Genomic DNA, 22758 nt, shown 5'->3' with positions numbered 1-22758 from the left:
TTTAGGCCGGACAATTTACGTCGAACGAACGTCATCTACTCGCCACAAATCCAATTTGTCGCGCAGTTTCGCATTAATGCTGGCGATAATTTCAGGGGCCTTTTGCGTGGCAGAGTCATAGGTGCTATGGGCATCGGAAACCAGAATCACTTCAAACCCTGCCTCAAGCGACTTTTCACAATTCGTGACTACACAATATTCAGACTGCAAACCTGCGATGATGAGCTTTTTTATTCCCATCTGCTTCAAGCGTTTTTCTAGATCATTTTCAGCAAAGGCACTGCACTCGGTTTTTTGAATGATCAGGTCGCCGATGGCGATCTCTAGCTCGGGATGAATCAACCAGCCTGGGGTGCGGGGCTCATCAGGCTCACCGGCAGTGCCATTATTTTGAACAAAAACAACTTGGGTGCCGGATGCGCGGGCTAAGGAAAGCAACTTTTTAAGACGTTCCAACAGATGTTCGGCTTCAAAGACGGGTCTTTTCGGATCAAACATATTCACCTGAGCATCGACTATCATTAAAGCTGTGCCTTGATTCATAATAGACCCCAAAAAGAACAAAACCCACGGTATTTCTACCGTGGGTTATTCATTTATAAAAGAAAAATAGAGGTGAGAACATCATGCTCCCCGAGACCTTCCGTGGTATCACCCCTCCCGTAGAAATGATTGCAACACAACAATTTCAGCATTGCAAGAGTCTAATTTCAGTTTTTTTAAGAAATTTATTGAATTCTTCGAACAAGTGAATGCAAAAAACAAAAAGCCCGTGGTCGACGGGCTTTTGTAATTCAAAAATTTATTATGTTCAGTTTAGAAGTCAGCGATTCTGTCAGCCAACTCGGGGAAATCGATGAAAGGATTTCTGTTTGCCTGAGCTTTGAAGATTTCGTTGTTTCTTCTCATCTCTTCTTCATCAACCGGATCTTCATTGTGCCATTTGCGAAGAACAACTTCTTCACGCTGATCAATCGGAAGATCGTAACGGATCGAGAAGTAGAACAAAGCGCGCGCTACGTTCCCTTTGTGTGCCGTTGGTGGTTCGAAAACTTCATCAGAACCCGCCGTGCCCAAACCGTAACGAGATGCAGGACACTTTAAGTCCATCAAATCTTGAGTCACTTCACCAAATGGATTGTTACCACGGATGGAATTCAACTGTGAATCTGTTGGGAAAAGATGATGAAGATCTGACTTTTGCACTTCATCTGGGAATCTGCGAGTGAAATGGCTTTGTGGCCAAGTGTGCTCAACATTGATCACGCCATTATCAGGGATGCGACCGGGAGCTGGAGGAGTGCCACGGAAATCAGCACGTCTTTTATCTTTATCACAGTAAACATCGTGAACGGCATAACCATTGTTGCCATCTTTTACTAGGTAGTAGTTGCCCAACAAGAAGACTCTGGCAGCACCATAACCGATCGCGCTGTGAGCGTAACATTTGCCTTGTCCGGCCTGGCAGCTCTTCACGATCATGTCTAAAGCTCCGGCACGTTGTACGTGGTAGCTTCTAAGAACGGCTTTTAATCTTGTTTGTAGATCTCTGTTGGAAACGCCCGCTTTCAGATCACGGTAGAATTCTTCACCGTAGTACGGGATCACTGTCGATTGCGACGCATTCGCAACGCCAACGGATAATAATGTAAGAACAATCACTGACTTAATGAGCTTCAATAGCTTCATTCGGGTCCACCATTTCGTTTGTGGGTGATTTTACAGCCTCTGGGGTCCCAATGTGTCTCAAGCGTAATAGAACTGTCAACGGCTATATATTAATTACAATGTCAGGATTGAGTTAAAACCGAACTCGTCGGAGCTTTCCAACGATAAAGAAGCGCCACGAAAACGCCTAAGAATGTGCCGCCAAGATGAGCAGCGTAGGCCACCCCTCCCCCTAAGCCCTCAGGTGTCGACCAGAAATTAGCAAGGTCTACAAGCAAGAATAAGGGAATGATCAGCAGGGTCGGTAAATAAATCGGACCGTAGTGCCCGGGCATGGGCGAAACGAAATAAAGGTAACGAATGCGTTTTCGAGTTTCAGCCACGCAGTAAAATGCGAGAAGCGCACTGATTGAGGCGCTCGCCCCCACCATCGGGACTGTTCCATGAGCTTCAGAGAATAAAAAGCCTGCGCCCCCAGCAATACCGCCGAGCATGTATAGAAAGAGCAAGGCTCCACTTCCTACTAAGGCTTCGACCGCAATGCCAATCACGGCCAAGAAAGCTAAGTTTGAAATTAAATGAATCCAGTTTGAGTGCGAGAACTGATAGGTCACCCAAGAAAGCGCGCCTTTTTCATAAGAACTCAGACCAAATCGAAATAAAAGTTGTTCCTGATACTTCTTTCGAAACTCTTGAATGTCGGAACGCCACTGATTGATTTGAATTTCATCGCCCTTATAGGCCCAGGTTTCCGCCGTCGCTAAATAACGAGCGTCACGAAGGGCGTAAGCCCCTAAAACACCCAATTGTTCGACATTGTTCGATGTCACTTCATGCACCCACGCTGGCTTCTCATAAAGAAGTTCTGCAGGTAAAGTTTGAAGATATTGGTAGTAAAGTCGGCCCGTCAAAGTCAGACCGTCTTTTTGCAAAAGACTTGCTGAAGAAACTGAATTCGGTGCACCACTAAAGATCAATAAGAAGATAAATACATTCAACACCACAAGCGTGATCGTTAGTGGGTAGCGTGTATAACTTCTAAAATCTTCGGGAGCTGGGAAAATCATGGAACCTCGTATCTTTCTTTGAAAGTCTCAATGAAAGATTCATCCGAGGCACTGGCAGGAACACGTCCCTTCTTTTTAGGATGCGCATAGGCCATCTCATTAAGACCCCACACCGAACGGACAAAACGTTTTTCCAATGCTGCTTTTAGCGCTGGCACTTTCTGCAACTCTTCGATTAAAGCAAGACTTGCGACGAAATCTTGTTCGGCATACTTTTCATCAGATTTTAGAAGCTGTGTAATCCACAGTTTCGGATCCGCATGATCTAGCTCTTCTTTTTCTCCATCTTCCAACATATAACGAGCTGTCGCACAAGTTGGTGATGAAGAGTCTTCACAGATTTTATCGAAATACTTTTCCTGCTCCGACTCTGATGCCGTTAAATACTTTGCCAGATACGCTAGATCCTGAGACGAGACCGGGTCACTCCACAAAGACACATCCGCTTCTTTGCTTAAACACTCAGGAGAGATTTCATTTAAGAGATAAAGCACCAAAGCCGCATCCATTCGTGAAGACGTCGTCAACTCGGTACTTTTAATTTCTTTACACGAAGCCACACTGCGGTTTTCTTTCGAGGCATACTCCCCGACTTGAAGAGAATGATATGTTTTAAAGAAACCGATCACGACAAATAATAGTAAAAATAAAAAGCTCATGCGCATCCAAGATGCGATGAATTTTGATTCCAGAGGATGAGGGCCGTCATCAGGAACATGTTTCAAAGTCATGACCATGGTGTCGGAAGCTCTTTCATGGAAAGCGCGACGCAATGGATGGCTGACGACTTCTAAAAATGGAATAGCTAGAACCAAGAATCCAGTGCACCACAAAAAAGCGCGGGTCGCACACTGATTTATTGAAAGCCGATTCTGTGCGTGAGGAAAAGACACCACACGCATTTGCATAAAGAGCTGCCCGGGAGTTGCCTGCCAATAATACAAAAACACCGTTTGCAACAAGCATATAAAGAAGATTGCAACGGCAATAACCAACGTCGCTGAAATCATTCCTTCCGCTGAAGAGACATCTAAAAGAAAATACGTTTTTGTCTGACGAACCAATCCCGAAATAATTAAACTGATCACCGGAGAAAAAATCAGAAAGTCCAAGACAAGGGCGATAAAACGATCCGACACCGAAGCAATCGGTGTCGCGGTTTTTTCATTCGAAGATGGAGTAGACTGTGGAGCCGATAGATCGCGAAATACCATAAGGATCGTATCGGCTTGGGACAGGAAAGACTAAAGCAATTATTGTGTAAAATTGATCGCCGAAACGCGACCTTGTTCATCTGTCACGAACTGCGCGCGACCAACGATTTCTTTAGATTCAGAGATCAAAGAGTACACTGGACCTTCCGCAGAGTTTTGCGCCAAGCTGACTTGGTCAAAACCAATACCGAAAGCTTCGGAATACTTCGTTAAGAACTCTGCTTTATCAGAAATAGCCATTGGCTGATCACCCGCTTGAGCATCAATGAACTCCAGGCTTTCGATTTTGCCTTGAGCGAGCTTCATACCGTAACGACCTTCCAAAAATCCAAAGATCAATTCATCACGAAGAGTGGGTGCAACGGCCAAACTGCCGGCCACAGCGTTTTTATCCGACGCTAATTTCTTAGCGAGGTCTTGTTCCCACTTCACATCTTTGGCCAATGCCGCTGATTCAATACTAGCGACACCCCGATTGCCATTTGTGGTTAATTTTTCTGGCCCTTGGACCAACCACTGATTCAGGAATACAGACATAATGAGTACGGAAGCAATGGAAAGAACAAGAACTGCTTTTTGCTCTTGAGCTTTATCCTGCAATCTTTTTCTTACTGACTGAGCTTTTGGAAATTCAATCACGCTTGCATTCCTCATATGTTTCCCCTCGTAAAATGATATTACTCATTAGTGCGAGGACTGTGCCGTCTATAAGTCTATCTTATTCTCGCTCGCTGCAAAAGAGCTGAACAGCCGAACAAAAGATGTTTGACGTATTAAAATGATCATCTCATTTCAAGACGAAAAAATTAACTGCCAAACCGCAAAACTAACTCCAAGGCCAGTTTGAAGGCTGTTCAAAAAGGTTCAGCCGCAAGGCGGAGGGTTTTCCCGCAGCGCAGGCGTTGCTAGCAGCACGTCGGAGCGAGGACAAAGCCCGACAACGCAGTCGGACGGGCCTTTTTCAACAGCCTTCAATCGAGAGCTCTTTTTACCCAAGAGTCTATTCCTGCCTGCATCTCATTCAAGTTGTAATAGAGGACTTTATCTAACTCGACACCCTGCCCTTCGATTTTGTACTTGTTGTTGCTGAGGTACAGAGCTTCCGGGATCGAGATCTCCACTCCCGGTCCTACCTCATTCAGCGGATACCAAACGCCCACAAGCATTTGGCCGCGACTAGGACTTCCTAATAGGGGGGCTTTTTTAAATTCTTTAAGAGCTTGTGCGACCATCTCGGCCACCGACGCCGTTTTCCCATCCACCAGGACTTTGATATCGCCGCGGAAGCAAGTGTCCTGTTTGAAAGTTTTTAGGAGCACTTCTTTGCTGTGGTCTAAAATCTCTAACTGCTTTTCATCGCGCAAGTCATCAGGAAGTTCAGCTGTCACATTCTGCGAATAGCGCGGTCGCACGATACGCCCGACCTCTTCCGGTTGACACAGAATCAACGAAAGAAATCTCAAACCGGCAACGAAGTTTCCACCTGCATTGCCTCTAAGATCGATAACCAGCCGATTGACGTTCTGAAGTTTCTTTTGAAGCTCGGCGATTTTTTCATCGGCGAAAAAATCGGCACGAAATGAAGGGATTTGAATCATCGCCGCTTTATTTTTTAGATCTTCAAAGCTGACTTCTTCTTTGCGAACGATATGAGCGGCTTTGATTTGAAAAGAAATTTCCTGTTCTTTTCTTTCGATCACGTATGTGCCCGATTCAGTCGCAGCTTCCCAAGGATTGGGCTGTTCGCGGTTGATGCTTTTAATAACGTCGCCCTTTTTTAAGCCGGCCAAAGCCCCAGGCGAGTTGGGATGAAGTTTGAAAATCACAAGCTCACTGTCGACGAACTCGGCTTCAATTCCTGTTTCTAAGGCTTCTCCTCTCCAGATACTCTTCACTTCAGAAGAGTCATAGACCTCGAGATGAGAAACGTTGAGCAAACCCAACACATTGTTGATATCTTTAATGACTAATTTTTTGGGCGAATAAGGCGTCACCAGGCGACTGCGACGATGGCAGATGCGATTCCATTTTTTGACTTGGTCGTCTTCTAGAAAAATTTTTGAGGAAACTAAATCACAAACCACCGGATACGGGTTCACGAAACTTTTTTGCAAAGTGAAATGATACGCTCCGAAGGCGCAGCTGAGTGCTAGTAGTATGGCAAGAACACGACTCATTCCGAAAGGTCCCCGAAAAAACAAAGACCGAGTGTAAACACCCGGTCTTCGGTTTTCAATTCAAAAGGGTCTTAAGCAGCCACTTTCTTCTTACGAGCTGCTGAAGGATCGATGTGATATTGTTTTACTTTACGATACAAAGTCGCGCGACCAATACCCAAAGCTTTTGCAGCTTCAGTCAAGTTGCCTTTGTATTGTACGATAGCGTTTTCGATAGCATGAGCTTCTAGCTCTTCCATTTTTTGTACGCTAGATGAAGTTGCTGTCGCTGTTGGGAACTGGATTACGTTACCGCCAGCATCAGAATTTACTGGGCTGTTACCTGAAATCAAAGCAGGAACACCAGCTACTAGTTGTTGTCTGAAAAATGCATTATCAAGACCTTCTCTCCATTGTGAAGATGAATAGGCTTGAACTGTCACATCGTGTGTTTCCCAGTACTTCTTTGCGTTCTCAATCGTTTCCTGGTTATCGCTCACCACGATCATTACTGTGCGTGACATTTAAATCCTCCCCTTTTGAAACATTATTCAATGCTAATTGACTCACTTTGTACCTATCGGCGTATCACGCTGAGAATTTAGGGCCAGGTGCGATTTTTTTTTGAGACAGTTTAAGTTGGGGGAAAGACTGGGCTTTCTGCCGGGTTATTTTGGGTCTTGATTTCTATTCGGGGCTTCGGTTGGCTGGGAACGAATATAGGGGTGGCTCCGCGGCGGTCGGCACGCCATCCGGGCTCAATCGTCGCCGCCTTCGGCGGTTCGCGCCGTCGTGGCGCCGACGAAGGCCGACCTTTGCGGGGCCACCCCTATATTCGTTCCCAGCCTCGTAGTCCGGTTAGTAATCAACTTCTAAATACCGCAAGATATGTCTTAACCTTGGCAGGCTGTTCAAAAATTTATCTTGGTGGGAGTGGGCTTGCGTGTGGAGATTTGTTTTGGGTTTGCTGCTTTTTGTTTTTAGCAGATGCCTTCGGCTGGGATCTTGTTGCTAGTGCGACTCCGGCTTTGCGAAGTAGTTTTTACCATCTTTGTTCGTTCATTCTTCGTTCACCACTTCACTCTACCGGTTGAGAATTGTGCTTGGACTTCAAAAACTTCCAAACTGAAAACACTTGCTGCTTCATTCTACTGCCACGGTGGCAGTAAGCGATTGCGTCACTCTGGGAGAGCGAAAAGCCTCCTGGCTCCCCTGGCTATCGGGCTTCAAGCATAACTTCACTGCCATCGTGGCAGTGAGCAACTACGTCGGCGCTTATCCTTTCGCAAACAAAGTTACTTCCACGGTGGAAGTGAAAGCAGGATCACCCGTTTTACCGCCACCGTGGCGGTAAGCGGTTGCGTTAAGTTTTAAGTTTACGCTCTAGATTCAAAAATAAAAAAGCCCCGAGGATTCCCCAGGGCTTTTTCTATTTTTAAAATTCTGGAATTACGAACTACTCTTCCAACAAGCTTCTTAGCATCCACGCATTCTTTTCGTGAAGTTGCATACGTTGTGTAAGAAGATCCGCGCTCACTTCGTCCCCCGCTTTTTCTACTTTCGGGAAGATCGAGCGAGCTGTTTTTACAACCGCTTCTTGGCCTTCTACCAATTGGCGGATCATTTCTTTTGCTGATGGAACGCCGTCTGGTTCTTCGATGCTTGTTAGTTTTGCAAATTCTTTATAAGTGCCTGGTGCCGGAACGCCTAAAGAGCGGATTCTTTCTGCGATCAAGTCTACGGCCGTAGCTAGTTCTGTGTATTGAGTTTCAAACATCAAATGCAAAGTTTGGAACATCGGACCTGTCACGTTCCAGTGGAAGTTGTGTGTTTTTAGATAAAGAGTGTAAGAGTCAGCAAGAAGTCTGGAAAGACCGTCTGCGATTTTGATTCTGTCTGCTTCTGGGATTCCGATGTCGATGGCTACTGCGCTTGATTGTGATTTCTTTTTAGAAGATTTCATAGGAACTACCTTTCCTTCTTTAAGAGTACTTTCAAACTGTAAACTAAAAGAGAATCATCAGGAAGGTTTGTCGGGTCTGTGTGCTGTGCGATAAAAGAAAAAAGCCAAGGGTGGAGACCCTTGGCTTTGATGGTTACAACAATTTAAGTCGTTTTACTGCAACCCGCGAACGCGGATTATCTACGGCCGGATTTGATTTTCACTTGAAGTTTAGAGATCAAGTGAACAGCCATTTTTTCTTGAACTTTACACATCTTAAGTTCGTCACGGCGATAAGAGCGTTGTGACGGAGTCAAAGTTCCAGTTTCAAGTTCCATTTCATAATCAAGTTTAGAAGAACGGATGCCTTCCAACTCTTTCGTTTGTTGCTTGAAGAGTTTTGTTACGCCTGACAAAGGAGCAACTTCAATCCACTCTTCTTTACCACGATACCAGCTCACCATTCTTAGGAAACGAGCTTTATTTTTTGCCAAAGTGAACTTAGGGAAACCTGTGTCTGGCAATTCTAAGATATTTTCGATTTCATCCAGGTTCGTGTCGTCTTCTTCGCCTTCCATCAACAAGTTGCCAGCCATAGTAGCTAAAGCAGCTTCTGCCTCAAGGTCCTCGTCCATATCTGCTTCGAAAGCAGAGGTTTTCTTCATCTCTTTTTCGTTATCTAGGTCCAAGTCTAAGTCAGAGTCGATTTCTTCCGCTTGCATGTTAGTGCCAGGATTGATCAAAGCGAGCCTCCCCAAAATGTACTTCAGTTGTAGTGATTAAAGTGGTGCCAGTTATATCGCACATTTCAAAATGACACAACATGTTAATTGCGTGAAAAAAGGTGAATTTACGAAAAGGGCCCCTATGAAACCGAGGCCTTTTTCTATTTTCCTATCGAATTTTCATGCTCAAACTTTGGGCATTTGTCATCGTACAGCGATGATATCTACTCGGTAACTCCCTAACTTTTTCCAGAAGCGCTCGGACTTGGCAGAGATATCAATGCGATAAATAGGTCGCCCATCCAAAGCGATTTCTTTCATCGCGCCGGAACGTAAATTTCCCTGAAGCGTGTACAAACTTCTCTCTACCATGTTGTCAGCGTAAAGAACTTTCACTTCTTTCACATCAATCTCATTGCGTGAGCCGACCAAACGAATACTCACAACTCTCGCTAAATCAAAACGTGGATAAAACTCGGTATCTTTAGAACCAAAGCGTCCCGTATCACCCTCACCTAACGAATAAGGAATAAACTCTTCACGAGGCGGCTCGCTGGGAATAGGGTCGCCGGGACCAGGCTCATAAGGCGCATCGGGAAGCGGCCGAGGAGTGGCTTGAACTTCGTAAGAATCAAATGCCCAAGAAGTCGAAACAGAAATTAAAGTAACAAAAAGAATCATCCAGCGAGTCATGCAGTGAGCCTCCATTTAGGAGTTAGAAGCTATTCGAACTGCATGACTTTGGAAATTTCAGGAACAAGAGTTTGTGTGAAATCAATCCCAGCGCAAGTGTTTCACAGATTCACCGGAATCACGCAACTCGCGCAAAGCATCGATACCAATGTTCAGATGCTTGTCGACAAAATTAGCGGTGACTTTTTTATCACTCTCTTCTGTCTTCACGCCATCGGGAATCATCGGGTTATCAGATACCAGCAACAAAGCGCCGCGAGGAATTTCGTTTACGAACCCCGTAACGAAGATCGTCGCTGTTTCCATATCCACAGCCATCGCACGCGTTTTAGCCAGGTAATCTTTGAAGTTTTCGTCGTGCTCCCATACGCGACGGTTCGTCGTGTAAACCGTGCCCGTCCAGTAGTCGCATTGATGTTTCGCGATCATTGAAGAAACCGCTTTTTGCAAACGGAAGGATGGCAAAGCCGGGATCTCTTCAGGAAGGTATTCATTACTCGTTCCTTCACCGCGGATGGCCGCGATCGGAAGAATAAAATCACCCAATTGGTTTTTCTTTTTCAAACCACCACATTTTCCAAGGAAAAGAGCCGCTTTAGGATTTATCGCGGTTAAAAGATCCATACACGTTGCAGCAAGAGCGCTTCCCATACCGAAGTTTAAGATAGTGATGTTTTCGGCTGTTGCTGATTGCATCGGGCGGTCAAGACCGCGCACTGGGACATCGAACTTTTCTGCGAACATCTTCACATAATTGCCAAAGTTCGTAAGCAAAATGTACTGACCAAATTCGTTCAAAGGCACGCCCGTGTAGCGAGGCAGCCAGTTATCGACGATTTCTTTTTTTGTTTTCATGCTACTCCTTAAATTTTCATTCACATGCTAAATTGGTTAAGGCTATCATGAGTTTCCACAGAATGAAAGGGGACATAATATGAGTTCTACACAAAATAATATTCTTATGGAGATTGCTCCCCGTCTTGTCTCTGTCGGTGGCCCCACTGTGCACCGCTTGATGCCGTATGCGAAAAAACGCATGATCGGTCCGTTCATTTTTTTCGACTACTTTCCAGCAACGGATTTCCCTGCGGGAGAAGGCATGGAAGTGCGCCCTCATCCCCACATCGGTCTTTCTACTTTGAGTTATTTACTTGAAGGCGCTGTTCTTCACCACGACAGCTTGGGACATAAACAACTCCTGGCTCCGGGAGACGTCAACTGGATGACGGCAGGAAAAGGAATCTCACACTCGGAGCGCGTGCCACCAGAACTTCATGGCAAAGCACATCGCTTGCACCTTCTGCAATTCTGGGTGGCATTACCCTTAGCTGAAGAAGATCGCGAGCCTTCGTTCAAGCATCATGCAGCCTCTGACATTCCTCGCTTTCAGGTAGGTGATGCGGATGTGCGTTTGGTCGCGGGCTCCGCTTTCGGAAAAACTTCGCCTGTCGATGTGTATTCAAAACTTTTCTTTATGGATGTGCAGTTAAAGAAAGGCGGAACTTTCGAATTTGATCCGGGCTCTCAGGAACTTGCGTTCTTCATCATCAAAGGAAAACTTTCTTTGGGAGAAAAAGAAATCGGCCCGGATGACTTTGTGATTTTGGAACATGACTCTTCCTTAAAGATCACGGCGACGGAAGATACTCAAGTTGTGGTGTTGGGTGGAGATTCATTCCCTGAGCCTCGTCACATCTATTGGAACTATGTTTCGTCTTCGAAAGAGAAGATCGAGAAAGCAAAGCAGGCTTGGATGGATGGCAGCTTTCCGCAAGTGCCCGGAGAGCCCGACATCATCCCACTTCCCACGCCCACGCCAACTCCTTTAAGTTAGAAAACAATCCCTTACTGCGGATCCCTGCCATCCGCGGTGACATTTTTTGAAGCCAACTCACTAAAACTTAGACAGCGATTTCTTGTTTAATCGTTTTAGGGGCTTTTCATAGGCTCCAAATCATGGCCTGTTCTTCGCATTTCCGCCAAAGTGGATCGGAGGAACGTATGCGAAATAAGTTTCTGTCACAGTTACTCGGAAGTGTTTTAGTAATGACTGCGACGCCAGGTTTGGCGCAGGCCTTTGAAGAAATCAATGACACGCTTTACTTGGAAAACAAGCTCGCCATTCATCTTTACCAAGCTTCTGAGCTTGCGGATGGCAAACGTGCCTTGGTCTCTGCGATTGAATTACCAGAAGAATCTATTTTGGCGATTGATATACACAATATTAATTCCGCACTAAGTGATGCCACGAGCAGTCCCGAGCGCATCCGCTTTCCTTTCATTCCTCCCGGAAAGACAGAGGTCACTAAAAATAGCGCAGGTTTTGCCTGCGGCTTTCGCATCGTTGACGTGATGGACGAAGATATTCGCTCTGATGAGATCATGGATCGCACGGATCTTTGTCTTTCTCTTTCAGATTTAAGAGTGACTGGGGCCCTTGAAAGCAACGGTGCTGATGCTTTGCGCTCTTTCAATGAGTTCATGCAAGAAGGGCGACTGCACTCGATGAATTCATTATCGAAATATGTCGACCGCATGCGCGCAGAAAGAATTGAGTTTGGTGTCATTGAAAAGGCGGCGGTGCAAACTGTGATCAGCCCGATTAAAAACTGTGGCCGTGGATGCTTAACAGTGACAAGTGAATATGGAATGCGCAACCATCCCGTACTTAAGCGCAAGCGACTACATAAAGGTATTGATTTACGCGCAGCAACTGGCACCTCTGTCGTCAGCGTGCTTGATGGAAAAGTTCTAGCGACTCGCACAGAGAAAAATCGCCGCACAAAAAGAATTTCTGGCTACGGTCACTACGTCATCGTCGTACACCCAGGCAATAAACTTGAAACTTTGTACGCTCACTTATCTGGCTTTAAGAGCAAAGCGGGACAGTCTGTGAAACAAGGTGATCTTATTGCTCTATCAGGAAACACAGGTATCGGAACAGCTCCGCACTTGCACTTTGAAACACACATCCAAGGAAAACGTGGTTACGTCCCAGCAAATCCGCGCAGCTACTTAGGCTCAATTCTTTCTTCAGTAGCTTGGATCGCGAACCTTTTTAAAATCGGTTAAAAAATCTTTGCTAGTGGAATCGTCGTTTCAGCGACGGTTCCACACTTTATGGTCCTTAAGCTCTTCATCATTTACGCAATGTACGTTTCAATAGGGTCATGGAGGTTTACATGTCCGCTGCCCTATCTACTAGCCAGGCTGATGTCAGGGAATCGCTGCGCTCAGTTTTAGAATCCGTTGTCAAAAAAATCGTGACCACTCCGGAAAATATTAAAGTCACTTATTCTGTCGGAGAACGTACGACAATCTATCAAATTGAAACTGTGCAATCAGAGTATGGAAGACTGGTGGGTTCTCAAGGTCGCATGATCAATGCGTTAAGAACAGTAATCGCAGGCATGGCAGGAACTCACGGCTTTCGCGCTATTTTAAATTTTAAAAACGACGAGAAGTTCCATCAGTTCTAAAAAAAGAGCCCCCGACTGAGGGGCTTTTGAATGATTTAAGGTAAAGACTAGACCGAATCGAACCCTCACGGATTAATTACAAATTCTCCCACTCCCAGATAATTCGTGACACTTAAACGTATAACTCGAAAGCGTGTCGCCGTTACGCTTCCATGCGAAAACGTAATCGCTGCACCGGCATTTGTGAATCCTGATAAGTTCGCTAGTGTCACCCAGCCAGCACCATCGTGATACTGATAAGATGCGCCGTTAAGGTAATGCGCTCCCCAAGTCCCCGGCGCCGCTAGATCCAACTGCCGAAAAGTTGCTGAACTCGTTGTTTTCGGTTGAGTATAAGTAACTTCAATCCAAGGTTCCGTCCCAGAACTGGTCCCCACTCCAGTTAAAGCACTGGCATCACCCAAGGCCTGGATGCTCGGTACTGGCGAAGAATACAACGAGGGCGAAGCTGTGAGAGCCGTAGCTTCGATCCGTCGCCAATCAGTACCATCACAGAACCTCAAGTTGGGAGAGTTAAACTCAAGAGCGCCAGCGGAAGCTGGCGCACAAATCGACACAGGTGTGCTAACAATAATGCGCCAGTCAGTGCCGTCACAAAATCTCATCTGAGGAGACTCAAAGTGAATAGTCCCGGCTGCATGCCCTGAGCAACTGGTCCCGATCGAGTAATCAATAGTAAACCAGGATGTACCGTTGTAATAAGATAGGTTTTTATTTTCAAATTCAATCTTACCAGCAACACCGGTCCCAAGCGCATAGCCAGCATCCGAATAGATGAGCAAAAAAATGATAGGGAGATAATTAACGAGCTTCATAAACAGCCTTCTCCAAAGCTTCCAAGCGGCTTCTAAGCTCAGCGTTTTCAGCATCCAGCTTGCGAATTTTATTTTCTAATTTCTGCACCTGAGTTTCGACCGTGGCAATACCACGACTTTGCGCTTTCACTTTATTTGAAGTATCAACACAAAGACCGTACAGCTCTTTGGTAGACTCAATTAAAGGCGCCACAATGTTGGAATATTTAACTGCTTTAAATCCGCGCGAGTCCGTGACCACCAGTTCCGGCGCCACTTGTTCGACTTCTTGAGCAATCAATCCCAACTCGGGCGTCAGATCTGAAATCCATCGGAAGTGGACTCCGCGAAGTCTTAGAATCGTATCAAGGCCTCTCAATGTTTCCACACTCGTCTTTAAACGACTGTCCGAAGTTGAAATAAAACTAGTAGCTTTAACATTGCCACTCACTTCAAGTTTTTCCGTTGGCGATGGCACACCCAAACCTACGTTGCCACCAAGAATCACCCGCCCTGTGCCACCCGGTGTGATATTGATATTTGTATTCGACGCTGAAGTTAATGAGAGCGCGCTCGAACTACTCAAAGACGTCACTGCCGTCAAGCTTGTGATATCCCCGTTTGTCCCACTTACCGCGGCACTCAGGGCTGTTCTTGCCAAAGCGGCCGTCGTTGCACCGGTGCCGCCGTTTGCGATTGGCAGGGCCCCTGTCACGGCGCTGGTCGAAGCTAAATTCACAGCTCCAAAATCCAATGTCGTTCCCAGATTATCAACGCGCAAAACTTGATTGGCCGTTCCTTGAATATCAGTCACGTTGGCCGTCGCATTCCCACTGACACCCACGACGGATCGGGCAATACTTTGTCTGAACTTAGCACTTGTCACGACATTGTTGCCAATGACCGTAGCCACGGATCCTGCGGTTGATACGACATCTCCTGTAAGCGCTGGCATTCTTGATGCTGCTAGCGTTCCCGTAACGTCACTTGTTGAAAGATCTACGAAGTCCTTAGTTGCCAATCCGCCTAAACCAGAAATTTTTCCGGCACTAATGCCGGCGGCCAGCTTGTCATTGGTAACCGCGCCGTCTTGAATTTTTACCGTCGTGATTGTGTTATCCGGAATAGGACGTGCATTTGTTAAGCGAGAGTCATCACCCTTTACAAGCTCTGTTATTCCGGCATCGCCTGTCACAGGAACATGATAAAGAGCGGCGCTGCCTGCATTGCTGATATCACTCACCGATAAAGGCCTAAAGGTGGGAACTCCCGCAGAGGCATTCGGAGCTGCAAGAACATAACTTGCATTTTGACTAACAAGAGAGGCCACGATGGATCCATCCGCCGTCAGTGGGCTTCCTGAAACTGAAAAGATATTTGGTAAATTCAATCCCACGCTTGATAAGCTGCCACTACCGCCAGCAACAGCTTCCCAGCTCACATTTGTTCCGTCGGTGCGCAAATAAAGTCCTGCTTTGCCTGTTTGATTCGGTAAGAGACCGTTAAGACCGCCAGCAATTGAATCTGCGACTGTTGCCGTTGTCGCGGTCGCCGCATTTCCGGTGATGTTCGCGCCTAAGCTCACCCCGGTCGCATCAAAGCGTCCCAAAATCGCATCCAGCTTTGTGAAGCGACTAAAGATGCTTTCGATATTATTTTGTGTTACGCCTTGAGCGCTGTTGCTCATGATAAAGTCTGCAGGCGATTTACCCTGTAAGCTTTCCGCATTCAAAGCGTAAGCCGTCGTACCCATATCAAAATCTGCAAATAAATTTTGGCCGTCAATTACAACGGATAGACGAAACTTTCTTTTCGTACCGCTCACGGCAGGATTGAACGAAGTGACTCCGCCATCAACATTTCCGGTGCCATCAAGGCAAACCAAGCCCCCCGGTTGAGATGGCCCACTTGAAATCACATGTGAGTTGTCCATGGTTTCTTTCATCGTAAGCCCAGGATCGTGACCACCAACAATGCCTCGACCGATCCATAAGTTCAGATAGCCATCGGTAATGGCAATACCATTAAACTGCTCTTCTCTTAAAATACAATTATTAGCTGATAAGATTTTTGCATTTACACTTAGACCCGTGCGAGTAAAGACTTCCCCAAAAGAATTCTTAACGATGGCATGGAAAGAGATTGCGTTGTTCACCTGAGCTTCAACCTCAAACGCCATCAATAAGAGAAGGGACAGGAGAAATCTATTCATTCGATACTCCGTCAATTGCAAACTCACTCGCTGGTAATTGTTGACGCTCTGAAATTTCACCAAACGAACCACGAATCACGTAGCCGCTACCCATACTGACGGTCTGACCGTGAACCAATAAAGGAGCGGCTTTTAAGCTACCTACACTTGGGGTGGCTACAGTCTGAAGGTCGGTGATGTTTGCTTGAAGAGTACAAGCCGGCAGCATTTGCAACACCGCCATTATGAGGACTGATTTTTCAATAGAAGACTGTCTTCTATCCTTCATAATTCTCCAAACAATACAGCTTCGATATACGAGTCATTTTTTGACTCCTACTTACGCATCGACAATATGTTCAAGAACCCTGAGGAGTTATCAAAGAATCTGTATCAATGGGCTTGATACATAAAGCATTGGTCGAGGCATACCGAAGTCGCGCCTTAAGAAGTCATCAAAAAAAGAGCCCCCCATCGGGGGCCCTTACGAGGATCCATTAATTCACACGCAAATCGTAGCGGCACTTCCAATTGCCTACCCAGTAATTAGGAAGACCAGCGCCACCGCTGAGCTAAGGTATAGCTAACGAGGCTGACTTTATCTTTTCATACCGAGCTTTTAAATATTTTAACTTTGCTTCCTTGATATTTTGAATTGATTCGGCGTCTTTAGAAGCCTCAGCTTCTTTAAGAAGTTTACCAATGGACTTCGAGATTTCTCCATACGCCTGACGAAGCAGTTTTTCTTCCATCGCTTTGAAATTGTTCAGTTCAACTTTTTCGGCGATGTCGTGCGCTTGGTATTGAGCGATGTACAATTTAGACAAATCCATTTTTTCCAAAAGAAAAATTAAATTTTCTGCGCCCATTAATTTTAGAATTGATGAAGCATATCCCATATTCCTATCTTTCAACATAGCGTACACAGCAGCAGACGAAAGTAGCACAAGATCCGTTGTGAACTCTATATTCGTGCTCGAATAGACCGTCTTAACGCAAGTATATAAATCTCTTCCGCTGTGAGAAGGACAAAGGACTCTAAATTCTTTAGATAATAGCTTATTTATCCTATGTAGATTTCCAGTTTTTTCGGCGACCTTTATTGGATACAACTGCTTCAACGAATTTTTCTTACCCGCTGGCGTTTTCGAGCGAATACTGCGTATATCAGCACTATCCTCCCAGAAAGGCCTACCCTGCCCACGAGTTCGCAACCAGTCTTCACATGTTTTACTCTGTAGCCAGCTTCCTTTGTTGGTTGAAACAAATCGCCGAGAAACACAGGGACCAAGTTGTTTTAAAACCGTCGACTTCCTTTGCTCCTCGATCCATGGCAACCGCGCATCACCCCAACATTGATCTAGGAAATGAGCCACCTGGTACTCACAATACTCGCGAGAAATCGTTGCACAAGAACTCAATGGGTCCGAATCCTTGCAGAACTCTTGGGAAAAGCGATCTTTTATAGAATAATAAAACATATCACCGGAGAGCGTTTGTGCCTTTAAACTAAAGGAGTAAAGACCCGAGATTAAGAAACTCATCAAAATCAAAGTCAGATGTAGACCTCGTCTTTTCATGGTGTCTATCACCAAACCCGATGTCATCAAAAAATACGCGTTGTCGAATCCTTTTGGATTGACTAACGGCTTCATAAATCCTTGAGGGTTCATCGCACCTTGCTTGCACATTGATCCATGCCCTTTGTCATTGCAGTATTCAGTTCTAAGAAAAAGAGCCCCCATCGGGGGCCCTTACGAGGATCCATTAATTCACACGCAAATCGTAGCGGCATTTCCAGTTCCCAACCCAATAGTTAGGAAGACCGGCACCACCGCCGTTGCAATACATATCGAGTCCAATCGTCGTATTACCTACTTGCGAGACGGTTGAAAACTTCGGATACGCATAATCGCGCACGTACGGAAGTGCGACGTGCAAAGGATATCTCATTCCACCCAAAGATGTTTTTCCGCCTTGGTTATCGATCTTGTACAGGTACACGCTCATCGTGCCACCCAATTCAAGATTCGGAACCTTAGCAAAGAAGACAGAAAAGTGCACACCCCCGTCTCGCGCGCTGACCGCAGCGACATATGGATGGTGTGTCAACTTCACATAGTCTTTGTCAGAACAAGTATTCGCGACACAAAGATAGATCTGCTCTTTTTCCGCAATCGATACTCCCGAAACCACAAAGTGCCCATGGAAATTTCCGTCGGCTACTTCGTTATGAAAAGACTTGATATAGTTTGAAAGAGCACTCACCTTCGGAGCAGCCTTCGTCGAGCTGCCATTTGTGCGGGTACTCGTACCAGGAGTCGTAGTGCTCGAATTAGATCCCGTGTTCGTGTTAGATCCCGTATTCGTGTTTGATCCCGAAGTTCCCGTGTTCGGCGTCGATCCTGAATTATCGACGATGTTTCCGTTGTCATCGACAATCACAGGTGGCACCGTGCCCAGACCTGAGGGGTCCAAACCCGACGCCATCGTCATTTCATCGAAGGTCGCTTGTGAACCGCAATTCTGAAACGACACCAGGAGTGTGCCTACTCCTCCCACGATCAGAATTCCTCTAGAAATATTCTTTTTATTAAGACTAACCATCATTCCCCCTTTTTTACTTCGAACAAAAGCCAACTAACGAAAAATCGCTAATGAATTAGCCCCCCTTCTTGTTTTGTTAGCTGTCTTTATTCCGCAATTCCATAAGTCACATTGGGAAAGCCGTTGATACCTTTTACGTATCCCGGTCCCAAATAACCTTGCATGATACGATCAGCAACTCGAGCGGCCGTATCGTCTTGCGAAGGCTCTGTCGGAAGCGCCTCAATCCAAAGGGCCCCACTGTTCATGCTCGTGCTTGTGCAACCGAGGCTGATGTCCTTCCAGACATTGCTATCTTTCTTTTTCATTCGGACTTTTTTGATTTCATAAACGGCGGGATCCAATTGGTATTTATAAATAAAAACACCATCGGAATTCAGCGTCGCGGTCTGCGTACCAAAACTTCCTAACACAGGACTGGTTTCAGTTTCACGGTAAACTCCATCAAACTCGATGACTGCGCCGGGCTCTCCCGTCACCAGCCAGTGGCCATCGATATTGGGACTTGTGAAGCGAGGCACTTCAAATGTCATAATCGGGCCTGAGATCTGCTTCAGTCCCTGCCCACACTCATTTTTAAAATAAGTTTTAGTTCCGGTGTTAAAGATCGCGGAGTATCTGCGATCAATGGTGTTCTCCATCACATTCATCAGCGACGACACAGAATTAAATTCCGGACTGATCCAGTGGCCCGCCAAATAATTGACCTTCAATTCGGTGGGAATTCCCGCTTTTTCTAAAGCCTTTGCGTATTTTAATTGCGACACATAAGGAATGAAAACATCGTGAGAGCTGATCTCTAAGTGCACGCGCGTACCCGCAGCTTTTAAAGCATTCAAAAATCGCGAGCTATTTAAATTTAAATTATTGCGAACGTAGTTGGCGTCAGAGTTTCCTGTGACCACATGCAAATACGCTTGAGAACGATTCATGCCCGTTAAACCGTTGTTTGCCGCTGGATAAGAAAAATTCTTTTTCCATATATCCATAAGACCCAAAGAGTACTCAGTCATCCCTAATGTCATCGCCACGGTTGAGCCCATCAGCTCGGTGTATTCAACAATGTCTGTGACCGGAACACCCGCCAACGTGGCAACCACGCGATAAGGATTTTTTTCTGGATTTGAAGCCACGGCTAAAGCCGCCGCTCCCCCTCGAGAACCACCCACCGTGACAATGCGCTGAGCGTCCGCCCCAAAGTTTTCTGACAAATCTTGAACGATTTTATTAAAGTCATCTCGAGATTTCGGATTCATGGTGATCGAAGCGCGACCGCCACCGCCGTTCCATTGAATGACGATGAAAGGCTTTTTCTTTTCTTTCCAAAGTTTCATCTGAGCGGCGACAAGAGTAGCAGTATCTCCACGCATAGAACTGCTGATGTCGTAGGATCCGCCAGCTAAGATGGGATAGGTTCCTTTTGCGGCGTAGCTTTTCCACTCAGGAGGAAGGAACACGTTTACTAGGGATGTTCCTTTTCTTAATGCATAAAGCAGCTGCACGGATTGTTTATTCGACTTCACGCTTTTCTTTGCGACAACCCAATCTGAATACGAACCGGGCTTCACCAAATCGATAGGAAAACCATTGTTACGACAAAGTTCCGCGGCCCAGTTATTAAAGTCATTATCGTCCATGCGGAATAAGTCAAAAGAAGTTCCCACATAAGCATTGACCGTAGGTAAAAAACCGTAATTGTAAATGCGACGGGTTTTCACCGGATCACTTTCATTGATTTGCAAAGTGTCCGAAGCTCCTTCCACAATATCAAGCACCGTGTTCGACCAATGCGTAGGCAGTGGAAAATTTCGCACAGCCTGATTGCATGAAGCCGAGGTCGATGCGGATTGCAGCGAGTCTTCTAACGACGCTGTTGTCGTAAATCCAGAGTTTGAACAATTCGTATAGAATATAGAGGTCCCGACACCTACGAGCAACGTCAGTGACAATAGCTTGCGCCTTTTGGCAAAACTTCCTTCGGCCATCTTCCCCCCAATGGTCAGCGGATTCTTTTACTTACGGAGTCGAGCAATGTGCATCGGCCCCTTTGGCTCCAGGGACACCTTGAGGACCCGCCATCCCGGCGACTCCTGTGGCTCCCTTAGCTCCTTGAAAAGCAACATATGGTACACATCCTGTCGTGTCCGCTACGTACCCATTGAAGGACTGTCCTTCACCAATAAAAAATGACGATTTTCTTGCACACTCCAGAACCGGCGATTCTGAAGCTGAAATTTTAATACGACTGACCTCTTCAACGCCGTAATTACGAGCGTTGAACGGAAATTTCTTTTCCTTGCTGGAAGGACTATACACAAACGAAAGGCTGACGAAGTTTTCGATTTGCGTGCAGTCCCCACTTGTACAAGCGGCTCTCCATTTTAAGAACGCCTTGACGGGACAGTTGTCATTGCCTGAAGTCGAATAAGTGTCGCAGGGCAGACCATCGATGCGAAAGCCACCCGTGGGCTTTGTACCGTCGTAAAACACCTGTCCGCTGGCATCGTAAAGAACGATATCTGCGGTCTCTGTCTGATTAGGTCCACAATATTTTTGGTGCGGTGAAAGACATCGCATCACTGCATTTCGTGTGAGAGTTTCCTGCCACGCTGAATCCGAGGCAATAGCCGAAAGCAAAGAACGACGAATTTCAGTCACTTGAGTTTTGAGCATGAATTCCGATTGATCCTTACTTTGCTTTGAAAGAACCGAAGCCACAGATAACGCCGTCATGGACACCAAACCTGCTGCCATCAAGACATTCACAATGCCGAACCCTTTTGAATTTAATAACAGCTTCATAACTCTTCCTCGGGTCTAATCACATCTTGCTTGCACATTGACCCATTGCCCTTTGTCGTTACAGTAAGCACTTAAATGACCACTGGCATTTTTATTGTACTGCTTAGCGGTCACCGTTTTGTTGGGAGCACTCTCATTAAACGACCACACACAGTGTTTATTTGCATCGCCACTCGCAGATGGAAGGGACTCTTGTCCCGCCGGGCATGTTATACCCGCTTTTTTCGGATCGTCGGGACACTTGAATGAAAGAGTCCAGTGTCCTGAATCTTGAGGACATACTGCTGAGCCCGAACCACCGTTAGTACCAGAAACTTTGTGCACGTCTCCAGAGGACCCCATCGGCCAATCAAAGCGACATGTGTTCTTTCCGTTCGGAGATTTCACATCCTGGCTTCCCTGAACGCAGGTCATCGCGTTCGCATTAGGGCAGAGAGCGCGATAGTTCCAAGTTCCATCTGTGCGACAATCTGCCCAGTAATCGACAGTTGGACCGGAACCAAAAGTGGAGCCGACCAACTTCACTGTCGTACTTTCACCGTAAGCCGCAGAGGAATAGCTGAAAACACACTTGTTCTTTTTGTCAGGCGAATGAAGAGTCAGTGTCCCTCCAGCACAAGATCCTCCCGTTGCAGGCGGACTTCCAGAATAGTAAGCCACGCCATCTTTACCTTTGATCCCTGCGGGTCCGCGAGGGCCTTGAGGTCCCTGACTTCCTCGAGCTCCTTGAAAGGCAAGACTGGAAATACAACCGTGCTGATCTGCCGTGTAGGTACCGCCTGTTGCGCTTGCGATGCTGCGACCATAACCCACGAAAGACATTCCTTTGACTGCACAAACTGAAAATGGAGAGCTGTTCATTGCATGACTGCTACGGCTTAGAGCATGAATGTCATAAAGAGCTGTATTGATAGAACGTGTTCCGGCATAAGAAAATTTTATGGAGACTTCTTCAACGGGATAAAGACAGCTTTGCGTGTTGCTGCATTTTACCACCCAATTGATTTCCGCTTTGAAGTTGCAGCCGTTACTTCCATATGTACTGCAAGGTTGACCATTGGAGTAAAATCCCCAATCGGGATTATTTAAATGAGTTAATTGCTTACCCTCTGAATTAAAAAGAGACACTTTCGATTTATGTCCAGAAGCGCAGCTCGAAGGCACCGTCCGAGAACACGCCATCGAACTATTGCGGGTCTTAGTCACCGACCAAGCCGCCTCGTTCATAATCACATTCATCAGGGAGCTAGAAATATTCGTTAAGGAAACCTTATCATTAGCAACCGCATGGGAATCGGTGACATTCACCATAAGGGTTGCCGCCGACGCCGCAACGACACCGATCATGCTGATCCCTACGAGGGCCTCAACAAGGCTCATTCCCTTTTGGTCTAAAAGACGAGTGATTCTAAACATACCT

Annotated in this window: 22 protein-coding genes; 3 read left to right on the top strand and 19 right to left on the bottom strand. The window is 46.1% G+C overall.

Going from position 1 to position 22758, the window contains the following annotated elements; genetic code table 11:
* Positions 1 to 15: 15 nt before the first annotated feature.
* The 11 genes from ACLWBD_RS05385 to ACLWBD_RS05335 form a co-directional block, all read right to left on the bottom strand.
* Positions 16 to 543, bottom strand: a complete 528-nt coding sequence (locus tag ACLWBD_RS05385) for an isochorismatase family protein (protein ID WP_413569888.1) — start codon at positions 541 to 543, stop codon at positions 16 to 18.
* Positions 544 to 816: 273 nt separating this feature from the next.
* Positions 817 to 1689, bottom strand: coding sequence for an endonuclease I family protein (locus ACLWBD_RS05380; RefSeq protein ID WP_413569886.1), 873 nt, complete (start codon positions 1687 to 1689; stop codon positions 817 to 819).
* A gap of 101 nt (positions 1690 to 1790) precedes the next feature.
* Positions 1791 to 2735 (bottom strand): rhomboid family intramembrane serine protease, encoded by a 945-nt coding sequence (locus ACLWBD_RS05375; RefSeq protein WP_413569884.1) that lies wholly within the window; start codon positions 2733 to 2735, stop codon positions 1791 to 1793.
* The gene (locus ACLWBD_RS05370) at positions 2732 to 3949 is read right to left on the bottom strand and encodes an RDD family protein (RefSeq protein WP_413569882.1); all 1218 of its coding nucleotides are present in this window, start codon (positions 3947 to 3949) and stop codon (positions 2732 to 2734) included. The genes ACLWBD_RS05375 and ACLWBD_RS05370 overlap by 4 nt, the downstream gene beginning before the upstream one ends.
* A gap of 39 nt (positions 3950 to 3988) precedes the next feature.
* The gene (locus ACLWBD_RS05365; RefSeq protein ID WP_413569880.1) at positions 3989 to 4603 is read right to left on the bottom strand and encodes a hypothetical protein; all 615 of its coding nucleotides are present in this window, start codon (positions 4601 to 4603) and stop codon (positions 3989 to 3991) included.
* Between the two features lie 317 nt (positions 4604 to 4920).
* Positions 4921 to 6126, bottom strand: a complete 1206-nt coding sequence (locus ACLWBD_RS05360) for a S41 family peptidase (protein WP_413569879.1) — start codon at positions 6124 to 6126, stop codon at positions 4921 to 4923.
* Between the two features lie 71 nt (positions 6127 to 6197).
* Positions 6198 to 6629 (bottom strand): helix-turn-helix domain-containing protein, encoded by a 432-nt coding sequence (locus tag ACLWBD_RS05355; protein WP_063209163.1) that lies wholly within the window; start codon positions 6627 to 6629, stop codon positions 6198 to 6200.
* A 932-nt stretch (positions 6630 to 7561) separates the two neighbouring features.
* Complete coding sequence (locus ACLWBD_RS05350) at positions 7562 to 8068, bottom strand: Dps family protein (RefSeq protein ID WP_063209162.1); 507 nt, start codon at positions 8066 to 8068, stop codon at positions 7562 to 7564.
* 176 nt (positions 8069 to 8244) lie between these two features.
* A complete protein-coding gene (locus ACLWBD_RS05345; RefSeq protein WP_253696931.1) occupies positions 8245 to 8790 on the bottom strand; it encodes a hypothetical protein in 546 nt (181 codons plus the stop codon).
* Positions 8791 to 8976: 186 nt separating this feature from the next.
* Positions 8977 to 9465, bottom strand: a complete 489-nt coding sequence (locus ACLWBD_RS05340; RefSeq protein ID WP_063209159.1) for a hypothetical protein — start codon at positions 9463 to 9465, stop codon at positions 8977 to 8979.
* 81 nt (positions 9466 to 9546) lie between these two features.
* Positions 9547 to 10320, bottom strand: coding sequence for an AMP nucleosidase (locus ACLWBD_RS05335; protein WP_063209158.1), 774 nt, complete (start codon positions 10318 to 10320; stop codon positions 9547 to 9549).
* 79 nt (positions 10321 to 10399) lie between these two features.
* Here ACLWBD_RS05335 and ACLWBD_RS05330 point away from each other — a divergent pair, with 79 nt between their 5' ends.
* The 3 genes from ACLWBD_RS05330 to ACLWBD_RS05320 all read left to right on the top strand — a co-directional run bounded on the left by ACLWBD_RS05330 (position 10400) and on the right by ACLWBD_RS05320 (position 12944).
* Positions 10400 to 11299: a pirin family protein gene (locus tag ACLWBD_RS05330; protein ID WP_413569878.1), complete on the top strand. Its 900-nt coding sequence runs from the start codon at positions 10400 to 10402 to the stop codon at positions 11297 to 11299.
* Positions 11300 to 11466: 167 nt separating this feature from the next.
* Positions 11467 to 12537, top strand: coding sequence for a M23 family metallopeptidase (locus tag ACLWBD_RS05325; protein WP_413569877.1), 1071 nt, complete (start codon positions 11467 to 11469; stop codon positions 12535 to 12537).
* Between the two features lie 110 nt (positions 12538 to 12647).
* A complete protein-coding gene (locus tag ACLWBD_RS05320) occupies positions 12648 to 12944 on the top strand; it encodes a KH domain-containing protein (RefSeq protein WP_063209152.1) in 297 nt (98 codons plus the stop codon).
* Positions 12945 to 13009: 65 nt separating this feature from the next.
* Here the strand turns inward: ACLWBD_RS05320 and ACLWBD_RS05315 are convergent, their stop codons facing one another.
* The 8 genes from ACLWBD_RS05315 to ACLWBD_RS05280 all read right to left on the bottom strand — a co-directional run bounded on the left by ACLWBD_RS05315 (position 13010) and on the right by ACLWBD_RS05280 (position 22754).
* Complete coding sequence (locus tag ACLWBD_RS05315) at positions 13010 to 13726, bottom strand: hypothetical protein (protein WP_413569876.1); 717 nt, start codon at positions 13724 to 13726, stop codon at positions 13010 to 13012.
* A gap of 19 nt (positions 13727 to 13745) precedes the next feature.
* Positions 13746 to 15950 (bottom strand): tail fiber domain-containing protein, encoded by a 2205-nt coding sequence (locus tag ACLWBD_RS05310; protein WP_413569874.1) that lies wholly within the window; start codon positions 15948 to 15950, stop codon positions 13746 to 13748.
* A complete protein-coding gene (locus ACLWBD_RS05305; RefSeq protein WP_155722599.1) occupies positions 15943 to 16218 on the bottom strand; it encodes a hypothetical protein in 276 nt (91 codons plus the stop codon). The genes ACLWBD_RS05310 and ACLWBD_RS05305 overlap by 8 nt, the downstream gene beginning before the upstream one ends.
* Before the next feature lie 283 nt (positions 16219 to 16501).
* Positions 16502 to 17473 carry a hypothetical protein gene (locus tag ACLWBD_RS05300; RefSeq protein ID WP_413569872.1) on the bottom strand — a complete coding sequence of 324 codons (972 nt, stop codon included), beginning with the start codon at positions 17471 to 17473 and terminating at the stop codon, positions 16502 to 16504.
* 223 nt (positions 17474 to 17696) lie between these two features.
* Positions 17697 to 18539 (bottom strand): hypothetical protein, encoded by an 843-nt coding sequence (locus ACLWBD_RS05295; protein ID WP_155722598.1) that lies wholly within the window; start codon positions 18537 to 18539, stop codon positions 17697 to 17699.
* Positions 18540 to 18622: 83 nt separating this feature from the next.
* A complete protein-coding gene (locus ACLWBD_RS05290; RefSeq protein WP_413569871.1) occupies positions 18623 to 20521 on the bottom strand; it encodes a prolyl oligopeptidase family serine peptidase in 1899 nt (632 codons plus the stop codon).
* 31 nt (positions 20522 to 20552) lie between these two features.
* Positions 20553 to 21338: a collagen-like protein gene (locus tag ACLWBD_RS05285; protein WP_413569869.1), complete on the bottom strand. Its 786-nt coding sequence runs from the start codon at positions 21336 to 21338 to the stop codon at positions 20553 to 20555.
* Between the two features lie 15 nt (positions 21339 to 21353).
* Positions 21354 to 22754: a hypothetical protein gene (locus tag ACLWBD_RS05280; protein WP_063209139.1), complete on the bottom strand. Its 1401-nt coding sequence runs from the start codon at positions 22752 to 22754 to the stop codon at positions 21354 to 21356.
* Positions 22755 to 22758 lie beyond the last annotated feature (4 nt).

It is taken from the genome of Bdellovibrio sp. HCB117 (genome assembly GCF_047305915.1).
Lineage (GTDB): Bacteria > Bdellovibrionota > Bdellovibrionia > Bdellovibrionales > Bdellovibrionaceae > Bdellovibrio > Bdellovibrio bacteriovorus_B.
Note: the sequence above shows the minus strand (reverse complement) of the source record. Positions and strands in the feature narration are given on the sequence as shown.